Source organism: Pedobacter sp. ISL-64, from assembly GCF_018613605.1.
GTDB lineage: Bacteria > Bacteroidota > Bacteroidia > Sphingobacteriales > Sphingobacteriaceae > Pedobacter.
Genome location: NZ_JAGGPU010000005.1, coordinates 314,440 through 339,677 on the forward strand (window position 1 = coordinate 314,440; position 25,238 = coordinate 339,677).

At 38.3% G+C, this 25,238-nt stretch carries 25 protein-coding genes; 15 read left to right on the forward strand and 10 right to left on the reverse strand.

From position 1 onward, the window contains the following. Window positions 1-139: 139 nt before the first annotated feature. Complete coding sequence (locus J7E57_RS07610) at window positions 140-1,279, reverse strand: putative sensor domain DACNV-containing protein (protein ID WP_215126673.1); 1,140 nt, start codon at window positions 1,277-1,279, stop codon at window positions 140-142. 398 nt (window positions 1,280-1,677) lie between these two features. Here J7E57_RS07610 and J7E57_RS07615 point away from each other — a divergent pair, with 398 nt between their 5' ends. The 5 genes from J7E57_RS07615 (at window position 1,678) to J7E57_RS07635 (ending at window position 5,324) form a co-directional block, all read left to right on the forward strand. Beyond that, the gene (locus J7E57_RS07615) at window positions 1,678-2,484 is read left to right on the forward strand and encodes a DUF3822 family protein (protein ID WP_215126676.1); all 807 of its coding nucleotides are present in this window, start codon (window positions 1,678-1,680) and stop codon (window positions 2,482-2,484) included. Continuing rightward, the gene (gene rsmD, locus J7E57_RS07620; RefSeq protein ID WP_116250695.1) at window positions 2,475-3,008 is read left to right on the forward strand and encodes a 16S rRNA (guanine(966)-N(2))-methyltransferase RsmD; all 534 of its coding nucleotides are present in this window, start codon (window positions 2,475-2,477) and stop codon (window positions 3,006-3,008) included. The genes J7E57_RS07615 and rsmD overlap by 10 nt, the downstream gene beginning before the upstream one ends. A 491-nt stretch (window positions 3,009-3,499) precedes the next feature. Beyond that, entirely contained in the window at window positions 3,500-3,961 is a 462-nt protein-coding gene (gene coaD, locus J7E57_RS07625; protein ID WP_029279302.1) for a pantetheine-phosphate adenylyltransferase, read from the forward strand. Between the two features lie 264 nt (window positions 3,962-4,225). Then, on the forward strand, window positions 4,226-4,729 hold the full coding sequence (locus J7E57_RS07630; protein WP_215126678.1) for an RNA polymerase sigma factor: 504 nt from the start codon (window positions 4,226-4,228) through the stop codon (window positions 4,727-4,729). Beyond that, window positions 4,719-5,324, forward strand: coding sequence for a hypothetical protein (locus J7E57_RS07635; RefSeq protein ID WP_215126680.1), 606 nt, complete (start codon window positions 4,719-4,721; stop codon window positions 5,322-5,324). Before J7E57_RS07630 ends, J7E57_RS07635 begins: the two co-directional genes overlap by 11 nt. Window positions 5,325-5,743: 419 nt before the next feature. Here J7E57_RS07635 and J7E57_RS07640 read toward each other — a convergent pair whose 3' ends face one another. Next, window positions 5,744-6,355, reverse strand: a complete 612-nt coding sequence (locus J7E57_RS07640) for an NUDIX hydrolase (protein ID WP_215126682.1) — start codon at window positions 6,353-6,355, stop codon at window positions 5,744-5,746. Window positions 6,356-6,792: 437 nt separating this feature from the next. On the opposite strand from J7E57_RS07640, the gene J7E57_RS07645 reads away from it, so the two are divergent. Continuing rightward, window positions 6,793-7,659: a hypothetical protein gene (locus tag J7E57_RS07645; protein ID WP_215126684.1), complete on the forward strand. Its 867-nt coding sequence runs from the start codon at window positions 6,793-6,795 to the stop codon at window positions 7,657-7,659. A gap of 89 nt (window positions 7,660-7,748) precedes the next feature. Here J7E57_RS07645 and J7E57_RS07650 read toward each other — a convergent pair whose 3' ends face one another. Then, complete coding sequence (locus J7E57_RS07650) at window positions 7,749-8,792, reverse strand: NAD(P)-dependent alcohol dehydrogenase (RefSeq protein WP_215126686.1); 1,044 nt, start codon at window positions 8,790-8,792, stop codon at window positions 7,749-7,751. Window positions 8,793-8,890: 98 nt separating this feature from the next. Continuing rightward, entirely contained in the window at window positions 8,891-9,469 is a 579-nt protein-coding gene (gene nudK, locus J7E57_RS07655) for a GDP-mannose pyrophosphatase NudK (RefSeq protein ID WP_215126688.1), read from the reverse strand. Window positions 9,470-9,524: 55 nt separating this feature from the next. Between nudK and J7E57_RS07660 the strand changes: the two genes are divergently transcribed. Beyond that, a complete protein-coding gene (locus J7E57_RS07660; RefSeq protein WP_215126690.1) occupies window positions 9,525-10,277 on the forward strand; it encodes a DeoR/GlpR family DNA-binding transcription regulator in 753 nt (250 codons plus the stop codon). 21 nt (window positions 10,278-10,298) lie between these two features. Here J7E57_RS07660 and J7E57_RS07665 read toward each other — a convergent pair whose 3' ends face one another. From J7E57_RS07665 to J7E57_RS27245, 5 genes are all read right to left on the reverse strand, one after another. Beyond that, complete coding sequence (locus tag J7E57_RS07665; protein ID WP_215126692.1) at window positions 10,299-10,475, reverse strand: hypothetical protein; 177 nt, start codon at window positions 10,473-10,475, stop codon at window positions 10,299-10,301. A gap of 278 nt (window positions 10,476-10,753) precedes the next feature. Continuing rightward, window positions 10,754-11,029: a YybH family protein gene (locus J7E57_RS07670; RefSeq protein WP_215126694.1), complete on the reverse strand. Its 276-nt coding sequence runs from the start codon at window positions 11,027-11,029 to the stop codon at window positions 10,754-10,756. Between the two features lie 27 nt (window positions 11,030-11,056). Beyond that, window positions 11,057-11,827, reverse strand: coding sequence for an isocitrate lyase/phosphoenolpyruvate mutase family protein (locus J7E57_RS07675; protein WP_215126696.1), 771 nt, complete (start codon window positions 11,825-11,827; stop codon window positions 11,057-11,059). 86 nt (window positions 11,828-11,913) lie between these two features. Beyond that, window positions 11,914-12,726 (reverse strand): helix-turn-helix transcriptional regulator, encoded by an 813-nt coding sequence (locus J7E57_RS07680; protein ID WP_215126698.1) that lies wholly within the window; start codon window positions 12,724-12,726, stop codon window positions 11,914-11,916. Between the two features lie 120 nt (window positions 12,727-12,846). Further along, window positions 12,847-12,981, reverse strand: a complete 135-nt coding sequence (locus J7E57_RS27245; protein WP_262897876.1) for a hypothetical protein — start codon at window positions 12,979-12,981, stop codon at window positions 12,847-12,849. A gap of 106 nt (window positions 12,982-13,087) precedes the next feature. Here J7E57_RS27245 and pyrE point away from each other — a divergent pair, with 106 nt between their 5' ends. The 7 genes from pyrE (at window position 13,088) to J7E57_RS07715 (ending at window position 23,147) form a co-directional block, all read left to right on the forward strand. After that, on the forward strand, window positions 13,088-13,753 hold the full coding sequence (gene pyrE, locus J7E57_RS07685; RefSeq protein ID WP_215126700.1) for an orotate phosphoribosyltransferase: 666 nt from the start codon (window positions 13,088-13,090) through the stop codon (window positions 13,751-13,753). Window positions 13,754-13,789: 36 nt separating this feature from the next. Continuing rightward, window positions 13,790-14,188: an SRPBCC family protein gene (locus J7E57_RS07690; RefSeq protein WP_215126702.1), complete on the forward strand. Its 399-nt coding sequence runs from the start codon at window positions 13,790-13,792 to the stop codon at window positions 14,186-14,188. A gap of 141 nt (window positions 14,189-14,329) precedes the next feature. Further along, the gene (locus J7E57_RS07695) at window positions 14,330-17,005 is read left to right on the forward strand and encodes an alpha-L-rhamnosidase (protein WP_215126704.1); all 2,676 of its coding nucleotides are present in this window, start codon (window positions 14,330-14,332) and stop codon (window positions 17,003-17,005) included. A 1,122-nt stretch (window positions 17,006-18,127) separates the two neighbouring features. Further along, on the forward strand, window positions 18,128-20,728 hold the full coding sequence (gene clpB, locus J7E57_RS07700; protein WP_215126706.1) for an ATP-dependent chaperone ClpB: 2,601 nt from the start codon (window positions 18,128-18,130) through the stop codon (window positions 20,726-20,728). Window positions 20,729-21,048: 320 nt separating this feature from the next. Beyond that, window positions 21,049-21,702, forward strand: a complete 654-nt coding sequence (locus J7E57_RS07705) for a hypothetical protein (protein WP_215126708.1) — start codon at window positions 21,049-21,051, stop codon at window positions 21,700-21,702. An 11-nt stretch (window positions 21,703-21,713) separates the two neighbouring features. Then, entirely contained in the window at window positions 21,714-22,340 is a 627-nt protein-coding gene (locus tag J7E57_RS07710; protein WP_215126710.1) for a hypothetical protein, read from the forward strand. A 162-nt stretch (window positions 22,341-22,502) separates the two neighbouring features. After that, complete coding sequence (locus tag J7E57_RS07715) at window positions 22,503-23,147, forward strand: outer membrane beta-barrel protein (protein ID WP_215126712.1); 645 nt, start codon at window positions 22,503-22,505, stop codon at window positions 23,145-23,147. Between the two features lie 204 nt (window positions 23,148-23,351). Here J7E57_RS07715 and J7E57_RS07720 read toward each other — a convergent pair whose 3' ends face one another. Further along, window positions 23,352-24,554, reverse strand: a complete 1,203-nt coding sequence (locus J7E57_RS07720) for an MFS transporter (protein ID WP_215126714.1) — start codon at window positions 24,552-24,554, stop codon at window positions 23,352-23,354. Between the two features lie 103 nt (window positions 24,555-24,657). Here J7E57_RS07720 and J7E57_RS07725 point away from each other — a divergent pair, with 103 nt between their 5' ends. After that, window positions 24,658-25,215: an NADPH-dependent FMN reductase gene (locus tag J7E57_RS07725; RefSeq protein ID WP_215126716.1), complete on the forward strand. Its 558-nt coding sequence runs from the start codon at window positions 24,658-24,660 to the stop codon at window positions 25,213-25,215. The last annotated feature ends 23 nt before the right edge of the window (window positions 25,216-25,238 follow it).

Below are 25,238 nucleotides of genomic sequence, written 5' to 3' on the forward strand. Positions count from 1 at the left end.
AACTTCAAAACAAAAATTTTCAGCCGGCAATTTTTGTTTCTTTTTGTTGTCAAAAAGAAAAAAGCCCGTCCGGCCAGGACAAACAAAATTGTCAATACGATTTAATATTTCTTCGTTCCTTTTATATAACGAGTAACGACTACAAAAGTAAGGTTTCTATACGGTGTGCCATTACCATATTTTGTTTTTTGCTGTAACTGAAAATGGTAAAATGGCCATCCTGAGACGCCACCAAACCAATAGATTGCGGCTGATCGTTAACAAACTGGGCCACAGAAAAGTGCCTGGTCCCTCCGAGCTGTCCGGGATAAAGAATTTTATCTTCGCCACCAACAATGGGCTCCGAAAATGCAATCTGCTCTACGGTTGGTTTGCCTTTAGCACGACCGATTTTTGCACCAAACGCAATCAGGTCAAATTCTTCGTTGATGATCGTTGCACCATCAACAGCTGTTAAACCCGCTAAATGCTCTACTTCGCGACGAACAGCCCCCTGCGAAAAAATTTCACTCTGGTTGCCGCTCTGTTTCGCCAGATTGGATAAACCACAGAATGGAGGTTTTACCAAATACTGTATCGGGTGGATAATAGATTCTTCCCATTTTGTATCGCCTTTTGGCACAATTAGCAAGGCTCCACCACGGCCATGGGCACGCATAGAAACCGAAAACTGGATCAAAATATTAATGGGATCGTTCCAGCTGGCCAAAACAGTCAGATCTAACAAGGCCTGCAAAATAGGCGGACAATCTTTATTTGCACAACTGGTATCATCAACAATGCGGATCTGCTCTCCTTTAAGTACAGCAACATTGGTAAACTTACCGATGCCGTAAATCCTTCGGTGTTTAATTACGATTAATCCAGGTTCAGAAACATCAACAACAAAACAAAAGTTCGGAATATTGAGGGTTGTACCCCAGATATAAAGTTCGCCATCTTCTTCCCAAACCCCTAAGTGAATTCCTGAACGTTCAATCCCAGGCGCTATTTTGGTTAAGGTATTGGCATTTAGCGCTAGTTTTTTCGCAAAACGTAACGGTTTCGATGTTTGCTCTGGTGGTAAAAAAGCAATCGAAATCCTCGGTGAATGCCCCTCTTCCTTACGCAAGCTGCTCCAAAAAGCAACATCTATTATCGCTTCAATTATTTTTCGATCGGGTTGAGTAGCCAAATCTATCTCACCCTGTGCAATTGCATTTTTATGCAGTTTAACAAAATGTTGCTCAATAGTTGCTGCAATCGTGTTTGCCGCTTTGTAGGTAGGCTTGTAACTCATGTTCCGAATTTAAGTCGAATATTTCGATTTTTGAATATCCGAAAGGTTTGATTTTGGTAAAAAAACACAGACATTTTTACCACAGATCTTCACAGATAAACACAGCTATTTTTGATGTTCTTTTAACCGCAAAGCGCAGAGACAAGATTAACCACCAAGGCACAAAGAACACGAAGTTAATTCATATTTTTGGGCGAATAAACTTCACTCAAATGAACTAAGGTGTCTTAAGTGGTAAAACTAGGTTCATTAGCCATTTGTTAATTAGTTGTATGGTGCAGAAAATTATTCCTTGCTAATCTGTGCTTCCGCGGCAAATACTAGTGCATTACAGTAGTAAAACCAAAAAATTAACCCCATCTTACCGTTAATCCTTAAAAAAGTCTATTTTTGTTTCAATGAGTAACAATAGTCTCTTATTAGTCGACCCGAATTTTAAAACTGATGCATCTGCAAACTGCCATTTATTATTAAAAATAACGAATGACAGCTTTTCTTATGCTGTGGTAGGTAAGGATACAGAAGAGATTAATATCATTTTTGATAAACAAGGTTGTGAAGATGTACAGAAAGAACTGAAATCTGCCTTTGAAACCGACAGTTACCTATCGTTAAACTATGCAACGGTAAAAGCGGCAATCCATACATCAAATTTTATTTTCATCCCTGATGAATGGTTTGATGGGGAAAATCTGTCCGTTTATGCCAAGTATTTAGGTTCCGATGCTAAAGTTTATACTAAACACAACGATAAGCTAGGTTTTAATACCGTTTTCTGTTTAGATGAGCATTTAAAATCAAATCTACCTGAAAAAACAGATTTATTTCCACAGTCTGAGCCATTAATGGTTTTATTTAATCATTTGGCAGACGAATCTTTATTAATCGATTTTACAGCAATATCTTTCAATGTACTCTACATAAAAGATAAAAAGATAGTTTTCCAAAACCATTATCAATCAGAAAACGCTGAGGAGTTTAATTATTTCCTGTTGCTGATGATCGAACAACTGGGCTTAACTGATGCCATTCCCGTTTATTTACAAGGCATTATAAACGAAGATGATGAGCATTATAACTGCTTATTAAAATACTTTAACCAACTTTATTTCTTCCTTCCTGCTGGAAAACAAAATAGCGAATTACTGGCCGATATGCCCAAGCACTATTTCAGCGGTCTCCTTGCTTTAGATTTATGCGAATAATTGGTGGCAAATTAAAGGGCATCCGTTTGCAGCCCCCTGCAAATTTACCGGTACGCCCAACTACGGATATGGCCAAAGAAGCACTCTTCAATATCCTCAACAACAAATATGATTTCGAAACCTGTTCTGTTTTAGATTTATTCTGCGGTACCGGAAATTTAACTTTTGAGTTTGCCTCACGCGGTGCAGAAAGTATTTTAGCCGTTGATATGGATTACGGTTGCGTAAACTGGGTTAAAAACACAGCAAAACAACACCAGTTTGATCAAGTTGATGTGCGTAAAGGCGATGTTTTCAAGTTATTAAAACAAATGACTGGTGCTTACGATCTGATCTTTGCCGATCCGCCCTACAATATGCCCAACATTCCACAGATCCCGGTAATGGTAAAGGAGCAACAATTGCTTAAGCCTGATGGCTTGTTAATTGTAGAACACCAAAGTAACATGAAACTGAACAGCCAGCCCGGCTACACCGAAACCAGGAAGTACGGCAATTCATCGTTCAGCTTTTTTGAGTTATAGTAGTTCAATCGTTCATTGGTCATTAGTTCATTGGTTAATGGCGCATAGTTAATTTATTTTTAGAATTGAGCACACAGCGCATTGTGGCGGCCTTTAGTCCTGTTTTTCATTGCAAGTCCTCACCCGATAAAGGATCTGGTTCCGGGCTTTCCATTGCAATCAGGCTTAAAATGGGCAGCCCGCCCCTGTTATAGTGTCATAGATTACCTTAATGTCCTAAATTTCTTAATGGTAGCAAATCCGAAACCAAAGACTATTCCGTGCAATCTGTGTTTCCGTGGCAAAAAATACCAAAGACTTAAATCTTCATGCTGATCCGATGGCTATCGGATTTATTTTACAAGTTGAAATAGTATTTTCAATTGTCTCATAGCCACCCGTGGTCGGCATCTTTTAGTATAAAGACCCTGAACTAAATTCAGGGTGACGACCGACTTAATTTGAAATGAATCCAACTTCGTTGTTTCAGCTTAAAAATCTATATTTGAATCATGAAGATAGCGCTATTTCCAGGCTCATTTGATCCGATCACTATTGCTCACGTAAATATTTTACAACGTGCCACTCCACTTTTCGATAAAATTGTAGTGGGTATCGGACTAAACAGTTCTAAACAGAATTTCTTAAGTGCAGAGCAGCGTCTTCAGATTTTGCAGACTGTTTTTAAAGGCTATCAGAATATCGAAATCCAAACTTACGAAGGTTTAACAGTAGATTTTTGCCGGAAAATAGATGCCACCTATATGGTACGTGGTATCCGTTCGGCTGCTGATTTCGAATACGAAAGAGCCATCGCACAGATCAATCAGACCATGATGCCCGAAGTAGAAACCATTTTACTGTTAAGCAAACCCGAATATTCGGCCATCAGCTCTACCATTGTGCGCGATATTTTAAGAAACCATGGTGACGTAAGCCCATTTGTACCCAAAGAAGCACTTAGTTTTTTATAATTTTAATGATGTGCTACCAGGTGTTGCCGCCTGACAGATAGATGCATTTATCTACATAGTTCTAACCTGCATTATCGGTGTCAAATGGAAATACTGACACCACGATCGCCATCATAAACTTCAGCCACTAAAAAAACGTCAATCTGAGCAGAGTCGAAGACTTTTACCCTACTCTTGTTTCATCCTCCTTTACAGTAGCTTAATATTATTTAATTTAAAATGTAACGTTTTAAAGAATCGGTTACCAATGGGTTATAATATTAAATGAAAGAAACAGAAAATACATTCCTCGCCCTGATCAACCAGCACAAAGCGATTATACATAAGATTTCTAAAATGTATATGAACGGTGCCGAAGAACAGCGCGATCTGTTTCAGGAAATCGTACTACAGCTTTGGAAAGCCTACCCAACTTTTAAGGGCAACTCCAAATTTACCACATGGATGTATCGTGTTTCCTTAAATACGGCGCTAATTTACTTTAAAAGGGACAATAGAAAAGTAGATAAAACACCATTGGATGAAAATATTGATGTAATAGATGTAAACGAGAATGAAGGAAAAGAAGAGAAACTGGCCTATTTGTATACCGCAGTTCAAGAATTGAATGTTATAGAAAAAGCATTGATATTTCTCTTTCTCGAAAACCAATCCCATCGCGAGATTGCCGAAAACCTGGGCATTAGCGAAGTAAATGCAAGGGTTAAACTCAATAGAACTAAAGAAAAATTACAATTCATCATAAAGAAAAACGGTTATGAATTTTGACGATATAAAAAATGAATGGAATGCTGAAAGTCCGGAAGGAAGCAACATTTCTACCGATATGCTTAAAATAAAAAAGGCACATACCCCAATTGACAAAATAAGGGGAAAAATGAAACACGAGTTTTTTTACCAGATCTTCTTTTTGGTACTCATGGCCTTTATACCTTACTTTTTTGGGTTTTCATCGGCAATGAATCAGGTGTTTTTAATATTTTATGCCATCACCTGCGGATTTACCGCTTATTATTTTTTTAAGTTTTATCTGTTCTACAAAAACTCTTACGATATGAGTCTGGATACCCGCAAAAACATCCTTTGGTTTTTCTACGAAATGAAACTTAATATCGAACTATATAAAGCCCTCACCTACATCGTTGCCTTTATCGGCGTCGCATTCATTGCAATTTATTTTTTTATAGAAAAGGTTTCAATTTTCAACAAAATTTTAGCTAATCTTTCATCGTTTTACATCTTATTAAACTGTTTTATTACCATTCTGATTATAGGTGTGATTACCGAATTATGGGCTTGGTATTACTATGGCAAATATTTAAAGCAAGTTAAAAAAGTAGTTGATGAATTGGATTATGAATAATCAGTGTAGTCAGATGGTAACATCTGACTGTTAAAGCACGATCCATTGATTCTTACATAATTTATGTGTACCAGATAGAAATATCAGACACCACAACTTAAACAAACATCAAATCTGTGTTCATCCTTTTTATCTGTGGTAAAAAATATTTTAATGGTGTGGTCAGATGTTACCATCTGACTTTAAAGTATATTAAATGCAAACCTCAGAATTGTGTTATAATTTGAGGCCGTATTATAAAATAGAATTGTCATCCTGAGCCTGTCGAAGGACTTATTTAAGTGTCTTGAAGGGCGTTTCGACAAGCTCAACGTGACAAACTCAATGGGATTTTGTGCAGTCAGATAGAAATATCTGACACCACAGCTAAAAAAAGATGCTGAAACAAGTTCAGCATGACGATCGCTTGAGTAGGATACCTACAATATCCCACCTGCCCTTAAAACATCCATAATTGATGGAAAAGTATTTTTAACTACTGGCGAAATGTGGTTTTTATCCAGCCAAACCGCTTCATCAATGCCTTCTTCCTTTTGGGGGACCAGTTTTGGTTCGCCTTTAACCTTCATTTTGTACCAATTGGTTTTCTTGATCACCATTTTTGTACCAATTGGGTAAACGTGATAGGTTTTACAAAGTTTTTCTTCGCGCTTAAAAACCTTGATTCCGCACTCCTCTTCTACCTCACGAACAGCGGTTTCCTTCATTTTTTCGCCCTCCTCTAGCTTTCCTTTGGGCAGATCCCACTTTTTATTTCGAAAAATAAAGAGATAATTTCCATTTGCGCTCTCTACCAAACCACCGGCGGCTTTAATAATGGTGCAATCTTTTTTTAACTTTCTAAAGGTCTCCTGAGGATTTTTTGTCAAGAAAATATAGCTCTTTTTAGAACCATTTTTTAGTTTTTTGTAGAATGTTTGCAGATTAAAATCCTGAAATTCCAGTTGTTGAATTTTTTCTTTTTGCTCTGGCAAAAAATCTGAGATATACAAAGTGTTATCGTTGATATAAATTCTATAATTTCTTGGCATATATTTTTAACACACATTAAATAGAGAATGATGCTTTTTTATAGCAACCCGCTCCTTTCCCGATTACATTAAAGAGTTCTTTCTGCGAAACCTATATATTTTGCAATGCTCTAAAAGTAGAAAAATTGTTGAGTTATTTATAGGATATAAAAAAAGGTTACAACAATTAATGTTGTAACCTTATCTAAATTAACGCTCTCAATCAAAGATTGATGCAAGGCTCTCACCCCTTGCTTGCTACAAATATAGAATAATTTATTAAAGAGTGAAAAAAAAATAATATTTAATAAATGATGAACCTGAATAACCAAAAGCCATACACATTAGAATGTAAAAAAATGGTTAGTTATCTGTATTGGAGCATTCAGCTAGAAAACAATGGCGAATAATTCCTGCAACGATGAATATTTTTTATAATTTTAACCTTTTAATCTGCCATGCCCATACCTTCATTATCCGAAACAGATCTGGAAGCATACCGAAACGATCTTTCTAACCCAGAAAAATCAACAGGAGCGCTCTTTATCACATTAACCGGGCTTTACCAGCGTTTTGCCGGCAATGAACAGTTGTTGGCCAGTTTCGAGTACGCATCTGAACTGCAAAGTCTGGAAAACAGCTACACTTCAAAAAAAGAGCATTACAATAAAGAAATTGCAGAGCTTAAAAGACAGTTTAAACAATTAGATAACCGTATTATTGCCGCAGAGCAAAAGCTTCGTCATGGTATCCCCGACGATTTGATGGTAATGGATAAAATTATAGCCGAGCAAGAATCTATCGTGGAAGATCAGGAAAAGCTTAACAATGCCGAATCATCCATCGTAGAGCAGGTTAGAATAATAGATATAGCGCATGGAAAAGACCTTCAGAAGCTAGAACAACAACAAAACAATAGAAATACACCGCTGAACAGTAAATTTTCTGCTTTTGGTGACCAGATAAAACAAGCAGAAAAACGTATTACGTTAAAAGCAAGTGCAATCTCGATTATTCCCATTATCGGCATTCCTTTAATAATAGACATAGGCCTGGTATCATTAGGATTGCCCGCTTTAAGCAAGAATACCAATAACCTGATCTTTACGCATTATATCTTTTTAATCACACTGATCCTTGTAGAATTGTTTCAGGCCGAAAAGATCAGAAGCAGGATTTCGCGCATGTTATCCATCTCTTACCTTAAAGATTCACTAGGTACGCTTCAAAATCTACTGTTGGATAACAAAAGAAAGATTTCCAAAGTAGAATCTGATCACAACATCTCTATATCTGAATTTGTAAAGCAAACTTACACAGTATAGGAAATTGATTATTTGATAAAAAACAGGGATTTAGAAACCTTTTTCAGCTCCCAAACCCCTGTTTTATTAATGTTATCTGATATTTAGATCTAGAGCGTAGCCATATCAATTACGAAGCGGTAACGTACATCACCTTTTTCCATACGTTCGTAGGCATGGTGAATATCTTTAATATCAATCATTTCGATATCCGATACGATATTGTTCTCTGCGCAGAAGTCTAACATTTTCTGAGTTTCGGCAATACCTCCAATACCCGATCCGGCAAGACTTTTTCTACCACCAAGCAAGCTAAAAGCAGCTATTTCTGCTGGTTTAGGCGGAACGCCCACGCAAATGTGAATACCATTTGTTCTCAATAAAGAAAGGTACATGTTAAAATCGTGCTCAGCAGATACGGTATCTAAAATAAAATCGAATGTACCTCTGGCAGCTTTAACCTGCTCAGGATCGGTAGTTACCACAAAGTGGTGAGCACCAAGTTTTTTGGCATCTTCTTCTTTCTTTGGCGAAGTACTCAATACCGTTACTTCGGCACCAAAAGCTACACCAAATTTCACAGCCATATGACCTAAACCACCTAAACCAAGTACAGCCAGTTTATGGCCTTTTCCTACTTTCCAGTGTTTTAGAGGAGAATAAGTGGTAATACCTGCACATAAAAGCGGTGCTACAGCAGCAAGATTTAATTTATCCGACACATGAAGTACAAATTCTTCGCGCACTACGATCGTATCCGAATAGCCACCATAAGTTGGTGTTTTACCATCTCTTTCTAAACTATTGTATGTTTGCGTATTCCCTTCCAAACAATATTGTTCTAAATCTTGCTTACAGTTTTCGCAAACCTGGCAAGAATCTACCATACAACCAGTACCGGCAAGATCACCAACCTTAAATTTTTTAACATGATCTCCAACTTTTACTACCCTGCCCACAATTTCATGGCCAGGAACCATCGGGAATATACCTGGAAACCAATCGTTTTTTATCTGGTGCAGATCTGAGTGGCAAACCCCACAGAAAAGTATCTCGAACTGAACATCATGAGGTCCTACTTCCCGGCGCTCAAAATTCCAGGGTGCAAGATCTGTCTCGGCATTTTGTGCCGCATATCCTTTTGTTGCTATCATAAAAATTTAAATTAATTATACTATAACAAATGTAAACAGCGCTTTGTTAAGAACAATTACACAAATCAAATAAATCATTGCAAAATTCAAACATTGAACTACAACATCAGCCCATTTAACTTGGCATATTGTAGAAGCATAATTGTTTTCCCATCCTTTATTTCACCGGATTTGATCATCCCAAGCGCCTTTTCAAATGGTAATTCCAAAACTTCTATATCTTCATTTTCTTCTTTAAGGCCGCCACCACAATGCAATTTCATTTCGCTCGAATATGCAGCCACAAAAAAGTACAATAATTCGGTAACCGAACCTGGAGACATATACGCTTCAAAAACTTTTTCTACCTGATCGATCCTAAATCCAGTTTCTTCTTCAGTTTCCCTCCTGATGCAATCTTCTGCATTATCCTGATCCAACAATCCGGCACAACATTCAATCAGATAACCCGTGTCATTTCCGTTAATAAACGTCGGAATTCTAAATTGACGGGTAAGTACAACTGTTCTATATCGCTTATTATACAATAAAATTGTGGCACCATTTCCCCTGTCGTACGCCTCTCGCTCCAGAATATATTTAGCACCATCCAATCTTGTCATTTCGAAACTCACTTTCTTCAAAGTGTACCAATTATCTGAAAGTATTTGCGTGTTAAGGATATTAATATTTTCCATAAATGATTATTTTTGATTGATTATGATTATTTTCGATCGAATTAACTCATTATATATGACATTTCAAAAAAGAGCACATAAAATCCTTGAACTTTTAGAGGAACTTGGCGAAGTTGAGATCAGACAATTGGCAGCAGAAATAGGTGTTTCTGAAGTTACCGTAAGAAGGGATCTTGCAAATATGGCAGCCAGCGGGCTGCTTTATCGGACGCACGGAGGGGCCATGAAAGTAAGCCAATTGATAAAGCCGGTATCATTTGCAAATAAAGCTGCTGTTAATTTTAAAGCAAAAGATGCGATCTGCAAAAGGGCTGCAGAAGATATTAATGATGGCGATGTTATATTCATTGACTGTGGAAGTACGGCCTTTAGATTATGCCAGTTCATCAAAAACAAAAAAATAAAGGTAATTACCAATTCCCTGCCTGTAGTTAATGAGTTACAAAATAGTGCCGTAACCATTAACCTGATTGGTGGTGAAGTTGATCCAATCAGGCAAGCTATTCATGGAACAATTGCTACTGAACACATTGCCCGATACCACGCCTCGAAAGCCTTTCTGGGTGCAGATGGGATTACCTGCGATGGATTATATGCTGGTAGTGAACACGAAGCTTCAAATACTTTAGCTATGGCATCGCAAAGTGATCAGACTTACCTACTTTGCGACGTTAGCAAAATAGGAAAAACATCGTATTTAAAGTTTGATGATTTATCGGTGGTAGATATTTTGGTTACAGACTATAATGGACCCGAAATAACTGAATTCCAGTCAAAAGAGATCTTAGTATATTCAGTAACGTATTAATATTACAGAGGTTCTCAATTATCAGGAGAACAATCCATGTGTGATTTCCACAATGGCATCATCAGCATAAAAAAAGATTGTAAACATTCCTGGTGCCTGGGTGATAATTAAAATATCTTCTCGTTTAATGTGGTTCTCGTTGATAAAACGGGTAAGGCGCTCGTGCGAACTAAAATAATCGGATTTTAAAATAATCATAACTTAGGAATATTAATTGAGACAGCCAATTTTATCGATTGTTACAAATACACAAGTTGGAAAGATCCTGAAACAAGTTCAGGATGACGAATGGAGAGGAATAAACGCTGAGGATCGTCATCTCGGCTGTGGCGCAGCCCACTCGAAATGACGATTCTTTGCATTATTTGTAGCCTAAGCGATCAGATCTCCCTCCGCTCCAAAAGCATGGTCAATAACGATTTTCCAAGTGCCATCTTCGCTTTGCTTCATTAGCTCGATACCTTTTGCGCTAACCTTCACTTCTTCGCCATCGGTGATATTCCATTCCGACCTCCTATAGCGAGATTTCCCGTTTGCATACAGTATACCGTTTTAATTTCCATAGTGCCCTTAATGGCAAGAATGGCTTTAATGGCTTCTTCAAATTGTGCTTTGCCCGATACAGGTTTCCCAGGTTCGGGAACAATAATGCCAGATGAATCGTACATATTAAGTATGGTTGCTACCTCTCCTGTGTTAAATGCAGCAGCTAGTGCTGAATGAGCATCTTCTGCTCTTTTTGGTAAATTCATGTCTAATTTTAAATGTTTAACTATGTTTTAATAAAAAATGGCCGAAAATTCTTGTTCAGCCAATATTTTTCTGGCGAGCTGACCTGCATTATCATATATTCTGTTAAAGAAAAAACCGCCCATACTAATACGCTTAACCCCAAGCGATTCCAGGGCTTTAAATCCTGGAAGATCGGGCATGCACATTACATTGATGGGAAGTGCAGTAGATTGAACTATAGCTGCAATATCATTACTATCGGTAATACAAGGCACAAAAATCCCATCTGCCCCAGCTTCCTGATAAAATTTGATGCGTTTTTTAGTCTCCTCTAAAGCGTTTGGCAATCCCAAGAGAAAAGCATCCGTTCTGATATTCAGAAAGATATTCAGCTTTTTTCTATTGATGTGCTCAGCCACCACAGCAACTGTTTCTGCAAACGAAGCTGCCGGCACCAAACTTCTCTTTTCGCCCGGTAAAGTATCTTCGAGGTTAATCCCCACTGCGCCACAATCTTGTAGTTTTTCTACATTTTCTAAAATGCCTTGTAGGTCGCGGCTATACCCAGCCTCCATATCAACGGTAAGTGGAATATCTACCACGTCGGTAATGCGCTTTGTTGTACGGAGCAACTCGTCAAAGGGCAGGTTTTCTCCATCTGGGTAACCCAAGGCATTCGAAATGGCCTGACTGGAAATACCGATGGCTCTAAAACCATTGGTTTGAAAGATTTCTGCACTTTTCACATCCCATACATTCCCAATTAAAAGTGGGGTGGTATTTTTGTGCAGATGTTTAAATGTTTCTAAAGAATTCATAAGCTATATCTTATTTTAATTGATTATACATCAAAGATATAGCCCTTAAAAATCAACGGATTGTACAAATCCGAACAAAATAAAATTTATGGAAAAAGCAGCTGGTTTACCGGAGTAAGGTTATCCAGGTAACTCGAAGGAGTAAGTCCGGTAAAGGATTTGAAGTCTCTTATAAAATGCGATTGATCAAAATATCCACAGGCATAAGCAATATTTGTAAATGGCTCCTCATTTTTTGAAATCATCTTTAAACTCTGCTGAAAACGGTTAATTTTATCGTAAGATTTTGGCGAAAGCCCGGTATGCTGATGTAATAACCGTTGCAAATAACGCGTAGTAATATTATGCCTTGACGCGATATAGGTAATATTACTCCCCGAAGCATCCTTTAAAATACTATTTAAGATATCGGCTACCTTATTAATATGAAAGGACTTTTTTTCGTGACTGATTAATCTTTTTAAGAGAAATGCCTCTAAAAGATCGATCCTATTTTGTTCGCCATCAGTTTCCAACAGTTTTTGATGGAGTACATCAGCACTTCCTCCAATTACATCCCGAAGATCGGTAATAGAGTCATTAAAAACGCCCATCTGATCATTAAAAAAGTATGATGCAGAATGGGTGTAAAACTTAATGCCCAACATAACATGTTTGCCCACCGACCTAATGGCTAAAGGTTTTGTAATCTGCCCCCAGAGCTCAACTTTTGGTGTTTTCTTAAAACCATTGTTTACAAGCGATTCCCAACTGCCGTTCCCGAGGTTAAATATTACCTCCATATCCCCACTGGGAAATACTACATCCTCAAAAGCCGAATCGGCATCCGACTTAAAAATATAATAATGCCTGATATAAGGTTTTAAGGGATCTGAAGGTAAAAACTGCTTAAATTCCATATATGTCAATTGAATACAAGATCGTAAAATTAGGGCAATTTTAAGCCTCGCGATTGTAAAAATCGGAACAAATTATACCTTTAATGAGACATTATGCGCTGTAATCCAGGTGCCACCATCTTAAAAATAATCCTTTACCGCAATAAGATATTTCTGAGATGTTTTTAAGCCATGATATTCTTTATCGTACTGATTTACAAGGAGTGGCAAGAAATAGCTTTTACCATCCATCAAAATTTCCGATATTTGTATCATTTGGAAGTCGTGATTAAATTCAAATCCCGACATTTCTCTCCTCGCTAAAACATGTGGGGCTTAATAAACGTTATGACAAACACAAATAAATCTGTAATTTTGAGCCATGTATAATAAAAGTGATATTGAATTAAAGGTAGCGGAATTTTTATTACAGATAAAAGCAATCAAATTACAACCAAATAATCCTTTTACTTGGGCATCTGGTTGGAAATCGCCAATTTATTGCGATAACAGAATTACCCTTTCCCACCCTCAGGTTAGAACTTACATCCGTCAGAAACTTGCACAGGCCATTCAGGAAGAGTTTGGTTCAGTAGATGTTATTGCTGGTGTTGCAACCGCTGGAATCCCTCAGGGCGTTTTAGTAGCTCAAGAACTTGGTTTACCTTTCATCTATGTAAGAGCAAAGGCTAAAGAACACGGCACTGGAAGTTTAATAGAAGGCGAAGTGGTAGAAGGTCAACGTGTGGTCGTTATCGAAGATTTAATTTCGACCGGAAAAAGCAGTCTACAAGCTGTTGATGCATTAAGAGCTGCAGGTTTATCGGTAGCTGGCTTAGCGGCAATTTTCACTTACGGTTTCGAAAAAGCAGATGAAAATTTCGCTGCTGCAAAATGCCGTTACTTAACCTTATCAAACTATGGCGCTTTAATTGATTATGCTGCCGAGCACAGCATTATTGCCAAAAGTGATATGGAATTATTAGGTAAATGGCGCTTAAATCCTTCAGAATGGGGACAAGGACAAGTTTTGAATCCGGAGTCTTAAGTTTTGAGTAAAAACAAAAATCTATAAAAATATATAATGACTGTTATTGAAAGCACAGTAGAAGTTAATAAACCGGTTGCTGAGGTTTATGCTTTTCTATCCAACATGAACAATCATCAGCAATTGATGCCAGAAAACATTTACAACTGGGAATCGACTGAAGATGATGCACGATTTACCATCCAGAATATGGCAAAATTGGCCATTAAGATCTCTAACCGGGTAGAAAACGAAGAAATAACAGCAATTCCTAGCGAAAAGGCACCTTTTGATGTAGAATTAAAGTGGACTGTAGCAGATAATGGAAACGGAACCACTACAGCGAAACACATTATCTCAGCTGATCTGAATATGATGATGAAAATGCTGGCATCTGGTCCACTACAAAAACTGGCCGATCACCAAACGGAAAAACTGAAAGAAATATTAGGGTAAAAAGTGATTGCACAAATTTAAATGATTACACAGATACAAAAGACGAGTTAAACCTCGTCTTTTTTTATGCGTAAAAATTCCATTGCGTTCTCTTATCAGCACATTATTTTAATACCTTAGTTTTCGAATAACCTTTAAACTATGAACCTCAGATTTCTCCAGGTAACTGCTTTATTTTTTGCCCTTGCTCCTATTTCCAAAACACTTGCTCAATCGCTTACCGCTTTAAAAACCGAATATTTGGTTAACCCGATCGGCTTAGATAATCCAAATCCGCGTTTTACATGGCAAATGAACGACGCCAATCAGGGTGCAAAACAAACAGCCTACCGCGTTTTGGTAGATACCGATTCGGCTTCGCTTGTTAAAGCCAGTGCAATACTTTGGAATACAGGCTGGGTTAAATCAGATGATAATTTGGTTATTTATTCGGGCCAGCAACTAAAACCTTTTACTAAATATTATTGGAGGGTTGATATTGCTGATGGAAGCCAAAAGAAATCAAACAAAGTGTATATCGCCAGCTTTGAAACCGGGATGATGAAAATGGAAAACTGGCAAGGTGCATGGATTTCGGATAATGAAAATACCAAGCTTAAGCCTGCACCCTATTTCCGAAACACCTTTACTACGGTTAAAAAAATCAAGTCGGCCAGGGCTTACATCGCAGCAGCTGGCTTATACGAACTCTCTATCAACGGCAAAAAAATTGGCAACCATCGCCTTGACCCGATGTATACCCGTTTTGATAGACGAACGTTATACGTTACCTACGATGTAACCAAGGCCATCAGCAAAGGCAAAAATGCTATTGGCGTACTGCTGGGCAATGGCTGGTACAACCACCAATCGACCGCAGTTTGGTATTTCGACCGTGCCCCCTGGCGCAACAGGCCAACTTTTTGTCTTGATGTACGCATCACTTATGAAGATGGCACAACCGAAACCATTAAATCAGGTAAGGAATGGAAAACAGCTTTAAGTCCGATTATTTTTAATAGTATTTATACCGCCGAGCATTATGATGCCCGCCTTGAAAAAGCAGGCTGGAACACCCCAGATTTTGACGATACAGATTGGAAAAATGTGATGTACCGTTCAGCACCATCTAAAAATATTGTTGCACAGGCCATGCACCCTATCCGTAATGTTGAAGAAATAGCAAGCAAAAGTTTAAGAAAGTTTAACGACACCGCTTATCTATTCGATCTGGGCAGAAATATTTCCGGCATAAGCAAAATCACGGTAAGCGGACCTGCCGGAACTGTTATAAAACTAAAGCACGGCGAGCGTTTATATACCAACGGACACGTAGACATCTCCAACATTGACGCCCATTACCGGCCAACTGATAATACTGATCCATTTCAGACGGATATCCTGATTTTGAATGGAAAAGGTGAACAAAGTTTTATGCCGCATTTCAATTATAAGGGTTTTCAATATATAGAAGTGAGCAGCTCTGCTCCCATCCAATTGAAAAAGGAGGACTTGGTTGGCTACTTTATGCACAGCGATGTGCCAGTTATTGGTGATGTTAAATCGTCCGAACCAATTATTAACAAAATCTACTATGCCACCAACAATTCTTACCTATCAAATCTTTTTGGCTACCCTACAGACTGTCCGCAGAGAGAGAAAAACGGTTGGACAGGCGATGCACAGATTGCGATAGAAACTGGTCTTTATGGCTTTGACGGCATTACCATTTACGAAAAATGGCTTGCCGATCACCGTGATGAACAACAGCCAAATGGCGTTTTACCTTCCATTATCCCTACCGATGGATGGGGTTACGAATGGGGTAACGGTCCCGATTGGACAAGTACAATTGCCATTATTCCATGGAATGTTTACCTGTTTTATGGAGATAAAAAGCTACTTGCCGATTGTTATGGGAATATTAGAAAATACGTGAACCACATAGACGAAACCTACCCAACGGGTTTAACCACATGGGGTTTGGGCGATTGGATCCCAGTGAAATCTAAATCTCCTGTTGAGCTTACCTCTACCTGTTATTATTATGCTGATGTGCTTATTTTGGCCAAGGCAGCAAAAATTTTAGGCAAAAACGATGACTATGAAAAGTACATAGCTTTGGCTAAAAAAATTAAAGATGCTTTTAATGCCAAGTATTTGAATAAAGAAAAAGGGATTTATGCTTCTGGTGTACAAACCGAAATGAGCGTTCCGCTTTATTGGAAAATTGTTCCGGAAGAATCGATTGCTTTAGTTGCAGAGAATCTAGCCAAACGCGTAGAAGCCGATGGTTTTCACTTGGATGTGGGATTATTGGGTACAAAAGCCATCTTAAATGCATTGAGCGAAAATGGTTACAGTGATATTGCCTACAAAGTTGCCGCTCAAAAAACCTATCCAAGCTGGGGCTGGTGGATGGAAAACGGAGCCACCACTTTATACGAAAACTGGCCTATTGATGCAAAATCGGATATATCGATGAACCACATTATGTTCGGAGAAATTGGCGCCTGGTTATACAAATCGCCAGGTGGTATCAAACCAGATGAAAAACAACCTGGCTTTAAGCATGTAATTTTAGATCCGCATATTATGGCAGGGCTTGAGAGCTTCGAAGCCAGCCACATCGGTCCTTATGGAAAAATCACCAGTGCCTGGAAAAGAATTAATAATGGAATCAGGTATGACATTACCATTCCGGCAAATTCTACAGCTACAATTAGCCTACCGCTTACGCGCGGCATGAATAATTATGTAAATGGTAAAATAAACAACATTGGCAAAATAGATTTAGCAGCTGGTAAATATGTAATTGAACATAAAGCCCGAAAATAGTTTCGGACTTCGCTGGGTTTACAACGGCTTTGTTATTCTGAACGCAGTGAAGAATCTTTTGCTTAAATGCTAAAATTAAAACACTATCTCCAGACCTCGCAGGTTTTCGAAACCTGCGAGGTTTAAACCTACAAGATTATTAATCACAATCCCTAGATCCGATGAGGTGACTTAGGCAGTCAATATTTTTTTGGAAAAGCAAGGTTCGGCGCACTTGGGTTATGAAAGCCCCGCTATCCGCTTCAAAGCCTTGGCTCGTTCCTCACCTGCGAGTTTTACGCTCCTATCGGGTTTATTAATGATAAAATCAGTTGCTTTTGGCCATACATTATGCTGACCTCGAGATATTTTCCAGCGATAAATACTGCGTTAGGGATTGTAAGGGTTCAGTACCGATTCTTCATCGGTACCGGAGCGAAGCGCAGCCCTGAAAAGCCCGCCCCTTGCGCAGCTTGGGTAACGCCCAAATCAGTTAGCAGTTGGCAATTAGCAATACAAACCTCGCAGGTTTAAACCTATTAAGATTTTTATTAACTCATCTCTTAGATGCACTGAGGCCACTTAGATGATCAATATTTTTTAGAAAAGCAGGATTCGGCATGCTTAGGTTACGACAGTCCTGCTATCCCTCCAAGTCCTCACTCATTCTTCGCTCCGGGCTTTTCGTTCTATCAGGTTTATTTAACAAAGTCAGTTTTTTAACGTCCATTATCCAGACCTCGCAGGTTTAATTCGGCGTTGTGTATTTATTTTAATGGCCTCATTGAGGGCTGCGCCGTTTAAAAACCTGCGAGGTCTAAATCATCGGGATATCTTCCAACGGTAAATACCGCGTTAGGGATTGTAAGGGTTCAGTACCGATCCTTCATCGGTACCAGAGCGCAGCACAGCCCTGAAAAGCCCGGACCCTTGCGCAGCATGGGTAACGCCCAAATCAGTTGGCAGTTAACGGTTGGCAATTTATAATACAAACCTGGTAATACTAAAAACAACACACGACAATTTTTCAGTATAAAACATTAAAAATCAGCAATTTAGTCATTAAAGACAAAATCTTACCGACAAAATTTCCGATTGTAAAATCAAAACTGCTGTGGCATTTGTTTTGACTTAAACGGGAATATGAACTTCAACAATTTTACTATAAAAGCCCAGGAAGCAGTTCAACAGGCTTCTGAAATAGCCCAAGGCAATCAGCAACAGGCTATTGAAACGGCACACCTGCTTAAAGGTTTGCTTACTGTTGATGAAAACGTGGTTTCTTATGTTTTAAAGAAACTGAATGTTAACCTAAATTCACTAAATCAAAACTTAGATGCAGAGATTGGCAAGTTCCCGAAAGTGAGCGGAAGCAATGTCTATCTGTCGTCTAATGCCAATAGCGCCCTGCAGAAAGCGCAAACATTTTTAAAAGAATTTAAAGATGAATTTGTGTCTGTAGAGCATTTATTATTAGGCATATTAGCCGTTAACGATAGCACTTCGAAATTATTAAAAGAACAGGGCGTTAACGAAAAGGACCTTAAGAAAGCCATTGTAGAATTACGTGGCGACAACCGTGTAACAGATCAAAATGCCGAAGCTACTTACCAGGCCCTAAGCAAATATGCAAGGAATTTAAACGAATATGCCGAGAGCGGAAAGCTTGACCCGGTGATCGGCCGCGATGAAGAAATCCGCCGAGTGATTCAGATTTTATCACGCAGAACCAAGAACAACCCTATTTTAATTGGTGAGCCCGGTGTAGGTAAAACTGCCATTGCAGAGGGTATTGCCTTCAGGATTATTAAAGGTGATGTACCTGAAAATTTAAAAAGCAAAGTGGTTTATTCGCTCGATATGGGTTCACTTATTGCAGGTGCAAAATATAAAGGCGAGTTCGAAGAACGTTTAAAAGCTGTGGTTAAAGAAGTTACCCAGAGCGATGGCGAAATCGTATTGTTTATTGATGAGATCCATACTTTGGTAGGTGCTGGTGGTGGCGAAGGCGCAATGGATGCGGCGAACATTTTAAAACCCGCCCTTGCCCGTGGAGAATTGCGTGCCATTGGTGCAACAACTTTAGATGAATATCAAAAATATTTAGAAAAGGATAAAGCACTAGAGCGTCGTTTCCAAAAAGTAAGGGTTGAAGAACCTGATACACAGGATGCGATTTCTATCCTCCGTGGATTGAAAGAACGTTACGAAACACACCACAAGGTAAGGATTAAAGATGAAGCAATTATCGCAGCTGTAGAAATGAGTCAGCGGTATATTTCAGACCGTTTCTTGCCAGATAAAGCCATCGATTTAATGGATGAAGCGGCATCAAAATTACGTATGGAGATGGATAGCGTACCTGAAAATGTGGACGCCTTAGACCGCGAGATTATGCGTTTAGAAATTGAACGCGAAGCCATTAAACGTGAAAAAGACGATAGAAAAGTTAAAGAATTATCAGAAGAGATCGCCAATCTTTCAGCAGAGCGTGATCAATTGAAAGCAAAATGGCAAGGTGAAAAAGATTTGGTAGATGCGGTTAATAATCAACTGGAACAGATTGAGCATTATAAATTAGAGGCAGAGCAAGCAGAACGTGCCGGAGATTATGGCAAAGTGGCCGAAATCCGTTACGGAAAAATTAAAGAAGCGCAAGATAAAGTTGAAAAACTAAAAGCCGATTTAGAAAGTCAGCAAAGCGATAGCCGCATGCTTAAGGAAGAAGTTACCGCTGATGATATTGCAGGTGTAGTTGGCCGTTGGACGGGCATTCCGGTTACAAAACTGATTGCCAGTGAGCGCGAGAAATTGCTTCATTTAGAAGATGAATTACACCAACGTGTAGCTGGACAGGATGAAGCAATTGAGGCCATTTCTGATGCAATTCGCCGCTCCCGTGCAGGTTTACAGGATAAACGCAAACCAATTGGGTCTTTCATCTTTTTAGGTACAACCGGAGTAGGTAAAACTGAGCTTGCAAAAGCCCTGGCCGAATTTTTATTCAACGATGAAAATGCACTGACACGTATCGATATGAGTGAATATCAGGAACGTCATGCAGTATCGCGTCTAATTGGAGCGCCGCCTGGATATGTTGGTTACGATGAAGGCGGACAGTTAACCGAAGCCGTTAGGCGTAAACCTTACTCTGTGGTATTGCTTGATGAGATTGAAAAAGCACATCCGGATGTATTTAATATCCTGTTACAGGTGTTGGATGATGGACGTTTAACCGATAATAAAGGCAGGACGGTGAATTTTAAAAACACCATCATTATCATGACCTCAAATATCGGTGCGCATTTAATTCAGGATAACTTTAAAAACTTAAGCGATGAAAATCGAGAAGAAGTAATTGCGAAAACCAAAAACGAATTGTTCGAGGTATTAAAACAAACCATTCGCCCAGAGTTTTTGAACAGGATTGACGAGCTGATTATGTTTACACCATTAAACCGCAGCGAAATCAGAAACATTGTAAGCTTACAGTTTAAACATGTACAGCAAACATTGGCCGAAATGGGTATAGAAATGGATGCCAGTGATGAAGCTTTAGATTGGTTGGCACAATTGGGTTACGATCCGCAGTTTGGTGCCAGACCGTTAAAAAGGGTTATCCAAAAAAGAATCCTAAATGAGTTATCGAAAGAGATATTGGCGGGTAAGATAGATAAAGACAGCAAAATTAAGTTGGATATGTTCGATCATAATTTTGTGTTCCTGAACCAAAAAACAGCTTAAAATACAACAATCAAAATCCCATAGGTCAAATCCTATGGGATTTTTTTGTTTAATAGCTAATTTCCCTACTATTGACAGACTTTAAAGGAAAATCCGTCATCGACTGGAACGCAGTGGAATGGAGAGATCTGCCTAAGCAGACTTAGCTCTGCGTTGAGCACTTATGTAATTCCCGGCTACGTTGCAATCTGCGCGAAATGACAGCCGCATATTGAGTCCTAATTCAAAAATACATTTTAGGTAACTAACATGATAGTTCGTTTTCTTGTTTTTTGTTTCAATAATGATTATTATTGATTACACACAAAAACACAAATAAAATGAAACCTAAATTAATCATCATGGCGCTGCTATGCGCCGTCAGTTGGCATTGCTATGCCCAAACTGAAAAAGGAACCGGCTTCGCTGGTTTGAGCTTAAGTTTTGGAACCTCCAAACAAAACAATTCATCACCAAGTTTAAACACCTTTACGGCCACACCTCGCGGAGGCTACTTTTTAGCTAATAATTTCGCTATAGGACTCGAAATTCCCTTAAATCTTTCCAAACTACGTGGCGAAAGTTATATCTCTTGGGACGAAGAAGATGGAAGATATGAAGACCGCTATGGTCCAAAAGAATTTAGCTTCGGCATATCTCCTTTCATACGGAAATATGTGGATGTTAAAAATCGGTTTAAGTTTTTTGCCCAGGCTAATTTGCTGCTCCAAATTAACACATTCAATAGAATTGACGATGAGGGTTATCTTATCCGTACCGATGCACGTGCAAAAGGCTTTGGAGCAAGTCTAAGTCCAGGTTTTGCTTATATGCTTTCTAACGATTCGAGTATCGAGTTTTCGTTTCCTATTTTAAGTTTCTTTCATCAAAATTATTATGCTGAAGAATCGCTGTACAACTTTGATAAGAAAAATAACTTGAGGCTGGCACTCGATAACTTTACCCCTACTTTCACGATCAATATTCACTTCTAACCTTACATCTCATGAAAAATATATTAAGCCGAAACCTAAAGGTTTTAAGTATAGCCCTGTTTTTAACTTATGCATTTAATGTAAAAGCACAAACTACGGCAAACACAGAAATAAAATATTACAGAAGTATTTTTCCCGAAGAAAACGGAAAGATCAAATCAATCGGCAATACCAATTTTGAATACTACAAAAGTATTTTCCCTGAAGAAAATGGAAAGATTAAATCCATTGGAGATAAGAAATTTGAATATTATAAAAGTATTTTTCCAGAGGAAAATGGTAAAATTAAATCTGTAGGCGATAAAAAAATAGAATATTTCAGAAGCATCTTTCCTGAAGAAAATGGAAAGGTAAAATCAATCGGAGATATGCCTATCGAATATTATCGCAGTATATTCCCTGAGGAGGATGGAAAAATCAAATCAATTGGTAATGTTACCATCGAATATTACAGAAGCATTTTCCCCGAAGAAAATGGAAAGATCAAATCAATTGGTAATGTTACCATCGAATACTACAGAAGCATTTTCCCTGAAGAAAATGGAAAGCTCAAATCAATTACAGGTGAAACAGGAAGTGATTTCAATTTCTCTCCTACTGAACTGTATTATTTTATCCTGAATGCAAATTCGAAGTAAAGTACAATCCATTCATTCTTATCATCGAACATCGATCCAGTAAATCAGATCGGTGTTTTTTTTATTTACTGACATTCAAAAAATTAACATAAAATTAACTAAACATATAGTTTTATATTGTGTTTTTATGCTATCATTGAAGACACAAAAACACAAATGAAAATGAAAAAACAATTATTAACGTTGGTAGCACTATGCGCTATCGCTATGGCAACTCATGCCCAAACAGAAAAAGGAGACAACTTAATTGGAGGAAGTTTAAGTATTTCTTCGTCAAAAACTGAATCGCCAAATTACGAAAAAAGAAATTTTTATGGCATCAATCCGAGTTATGCACATTTTTTTTCTAAAAACTTAGCAATTGGACTAACTGCAGGTTTTAGCTATAGTAAAAATTTCAATAGTAATTTTGATTCTAATTTCAACACAACCTCTACAAGAACAAGTAAACAAAAAAGTTTTTCAGTGGGCCCTGTAGTGAGATATTATGTAGATATTGTTGACAAACTTAAAGCCTTTGGACAGTTTAGTGGAACGATTGGTATTGTAAAAACTAATGAAACCAGTACCTATACTTATAATTATCCACTTAGTTCAAAATTCACACAATATCATGCATCTATACAACCTGGCCTAGCATTTTTTCCGACGAAAAAACTGGGCATAGAACTTGGTTTCCCTCTATTATCATACAATAAAATTGATTACGACGGTAAAGAGCCTTCAAATATTTGGTACGAAACGGAGGCATTTGATTTTGGGTTTAACACTTTTAACCCATTTCTTGGATTTAACTTTCACTTTTAAGCTGATAGAGGCTGTCGAAACGCTATATAAAATCATAGCTATTCCCTAGACCGGCTAGCATTGACACATTTCAATAAAAGGGTCGTCATTCCCGCGCAGGCGCGAATCTTAAGGCTTATTGCATTAAGATTCCCAATCGAGTTGGGAATGACGATTCTTCGCAGCCTTTCAATTTGCTACAATCGCTGTCGTCCATATTGATTTTTATTTCTTTTTTGTTTCAATATTCGGTAAGAATCCGGTTAGTAAACCGATTAAAGGCAGAAACGCACAAATATTAAATACGTATTCAATACTCGTAGAATCAGCCAATTTTCCCAATAGCGCCGATCCGATGCCACCCATGCCAAAGGCAAAGCCAAAAAATAATCCAGCAACCAAACCAACTTTGCCAGGGATCAGTTCCTGTGCATAAACTAAAATTGCCGAAAATGCTGACGCCAAAATCATCCCGATGGGAACGATAAGTACACCTAGCCAAAACAGGTTGGCATGTGGCAGTAATAATGCAAATGGAGCGGTGCCCAATATGGATGCCCATATTACATATTTACGACCTATTTTATCGCCTATTGGCCCACCCAATAAGGTTCCGGCAGCTACTGAAAATAAAAACACAAATAAATAGATCTGCGAGGTTTGCACCGAAACATGAAATTTATCGATCAGGTAAAAGGTAAAATAATTGGTCAAACTCGCCATGTAGAAATATTTGGAGAAAATCAACAAGAGTAAAATACACACCGAGAAAATCACCTTAGTTCTCGAAAATTGGTTCACAACAGTTTGAATATTGATCTTTTTACTTCTCGAAAGCATAAATCCTCTGTACCAATTGCCTACATAGGTGAGGATAATAATGGCTAAAAGCGCAATTACCGAAAACCAGATCACGCTGAACTGTCCGTAGGGAACAATAATCCAGGCAGCCAACAACGGACCTAAAGAGCTTCCTGCATTGCCCCCCAATTGAAAAACAGATTGAGCCAATCCCCTCTTCCCGCCTGATGCAGCGTGCGCCATACGTGACGCCTCGGGGTGAAATATAGAAGAACCTATCCCGATAAAACATACTGAAAGTAATATGGTGTAAAAATGGGTTGATTGTGAAAGTGAAATTAAACCGATCAGGGTAAAACCCATGCCAACTGCCAAAGAGTATGGTTGAGGCTTTTTATCTGTATACAAACCCACAAATGGCTGTAATAATGATGCCGCCAATTGAAAGGTCAAAGTAATTAAACCAATTTGCGAAAAACTTAAATGATAACTAGTTTTAATGATAGGATAAATTGCAGGGATTAACGACTGTATGGTATCATTAAGTAAATGCGAAAAACTTAAAGCGAAAAGTATCGGGAAAACGGTTTTTTCAATAATGGAAGTGGTCGTGCTATTCTCAGTCATATCGGTAAATTATACCGCCAAAAATAGTGATTATAATTTTTTAAACTATACCGTTTGTCCTTGCAAAAACCAAACATTTTTATAAAGTTTTGGTTTTATAACTATGGAAAAGAACAGAAAAATTGTTGGCTTATGCGGAAGTTTAAGAAAGGGATCATACAATGCCATGCTACTAAAGGTAGCTGGCGATTTAATCCCCGAAGGCATCCAGTTCGAAACGGTGACTTTTGATGATATTCCTGTTTACAATGCAGATCGTGATTTACCCGAAGTTGAAGAAAGGCCTGCAAGTGTAGTAAAATTCAGAGATGCCCTAGCAAATGCCGATGCTTTTATTATTGTTTCTCCTGAGTATAATTACTCTATTCCCGGTGGATTAAAAAATGCCATCGACTGGGCCAGCCGTGGAAAAGATTCGCCTTTGATGCATAAACCAGTTGCTGTGATGGGCGCAACACAGGGTATGTGGGGAACGGTTAGAATGCAAACAGCATTTTTACCTGTTTTTACCTTCCTTAATATGAATCCGGTTTTACAACCAGAAGTTTTAGTTGCCCAGGCTCAAAATAAATTCGATGCTGAAGGAAATCTAACCGACGAGAAAACCATCGGAATTATTAAAAAGAAAATAGAAAATTTAATTTCTGCCTGTAAGGTTTAATCCAAAACAGCAACGGGTCCTTC

Excerpts from the sequence above, each read along its gene's own strand:
- J7E57_RS07610 (WP_215126673.1), bottom strand. The coding sequence starts at position 1,279 with ATGAGTTACAAGCCTACCTACAAAGCGGCAAACACGATTGCAGCAACT.
- J7E57_RS07615 (WP_215126676.1), top strand. The coding sequence starts at position 1,678 with ATGAGTAACAATAGTCTCTTATTAGTCGACCCGAATTTTAAAACTGAT.
- rsmD (WP_116250695.1), top strand. The coding sequence starts at position 2,475 with ATGCGAATAATTGGTGGCAAATTAAAGGGCATCCGTTTGCAGCCCCCT.
- coaD (WP_029279302.1), top strand. The coding sequence starts at position 3,500 with ATGAAGATAGCGCTATTTCCAGGCTCATTTGATCCGATCACTATTGCT.
- J7E57_RS07630 (WP_215126678.1), top strand. The coding sequence starts at position 4,226 with ATGAAAGAAACAGAAAATACATTCCTCGCCCTGATCAACCAGCACAAA.
- J7E57_RS07635 (WP_215126680.1), top strand. The coding sequence starts at position 4,719 with ATGAATTTTGACGATATAAAAAATGAATGGAATGCTGAAAGTCCGGAA.
- J7E57_RS07640 (WP_215126682.1), bottom strand. The coding sequence starts at position 6,355 with ATGCCAAGAAATTATAGAATTTATATCAACGATAACACTTTGTATATC.
- J7E57_RS07645 (WP_215126684.1), top strand. The coding sequence starts at position 6,793 with ATGCCCATACCTTCATTATCCGAAACAGATCTGGAAGCATACCGAAAC.
- J7E57_RS07650 (WP_215126686.1), bottom strand. The coding sequence starts at position 8,792 with ATGATAGCAACAAAAGGATATGCGGCACAAAATGCCGAGACAGATCTT.
- nudK (WP_215126688.1), bottom strand. The coding sequence starts at position 9,469 with ATGGAAAATATTAATATCCTTAACACGCAAATACTTTCAGATAATTGG.
- J7E57_RS07660 (WP_215126690.1), top strand. The coding sequence starts at position 9,525 with ATGACATTTCAAAAAAGAGCACATAAAATCCTTGAACTTTTAGAGGAA.
- J7E57_RS07665 (WP_215126692.1), bottom strand. The coding sequence starts at position 10,475 with ATGATTATTTTAAAATCCGATTATTTTAGTTCGCACGAGCGCCTTACC.
- J7E57_RS07670 (WP_215126694.1), bottom strand. The coding sequence starts at position 11,029 with ATGAATTTACCAAAAAGAGCAGAAGATGCTCATTCAGCACTAGCTGCT.
- J7E57_RS07675 (WP_215126696.1), bottom strand. The coding sequence starts at position 11,827 with ATGAATTCTTTAGAAACATTTAAACATCTGCACAAAAATACCACCCCA.
- J7E57_RS07680 (WP_215126698.1), bottom strand. The coding sequence starts at position 12,726 with ATGGAATTTAAGCAGTTTTTACCTTCAGATCCCTTAAAACCTTATATC.
- J7E57_RS27245 (WP_262897876.1), bottom strand. The coding sequence starts at position 12,981 with ATGATACAAATATCGGAAATTTTGATGGATGGTAAAAGCTATTTCTTG.
- pyrE (WP_215126700.1), top strand. The coding sequence starts at position 13,088 with ATGTATAATAAAAGTGATATTGAATTAAAGGTAGCGGAATTTTTATTA.
- J7E57_RS07690 (WP_215126702.1), top strand. The coding sequence starts at position 13,790 with ATGACTGTTATTGAAAGCACAGTAGAAGTTAATAAACCGGTTGCTGAG.
- J7E57_RS07695 (WP_215126704.1), top strand. The coding sequence starts at position 14,330 with ATGAACCTCAGATTTCTCCAGGTAACTGCTTTATTTTTTGCCCTTGCT.
- clpB (WP_215126706.1), top strand. The coding sequence starts at position 18,128 with ATGAACTTCAACAATTTTACTATAAAAGCCCAGGAAGCAGTTCAACAG.
- J7E57_RS07705 (WP_215126708.1), top strand. The coding sequence starts at position 21,049 with ATGAAACCTAAATTAATCATCATGGCGCTGCTATGCGCCGTCAGTTGG.
- J7E57_RS07710 (WP_215126710.1), top strand. The coding sequence starts at position 21,714 with ATGAAAAATATATTAAGCCGAAACCTAAAGGTTTTAAGTATAGCCCTG.
- J7E57_RS07715 (WP_215126712.1), top strand. The coding sequence starts at position 22,503 with ATGAAAAAACAATTATTAACGTTGGTAGCACTATGCGCTATCGCTATG.
- J7E57_RS07720 (WP_215126714.1), bottom strand. The coding sequence starts at position 24,554 with ATGACTGAGAATAGCACGACCACTTCCATTATTGAAAAAACCGTTTTC.
- J7E57_RS07725 (WP_215126716.1), top strand. The coding sequence starts at position 24,658 with ATGGAAAAGAACAGAAAAATTGTTGGCTTATGCGGAAGTTTAAGAAAG.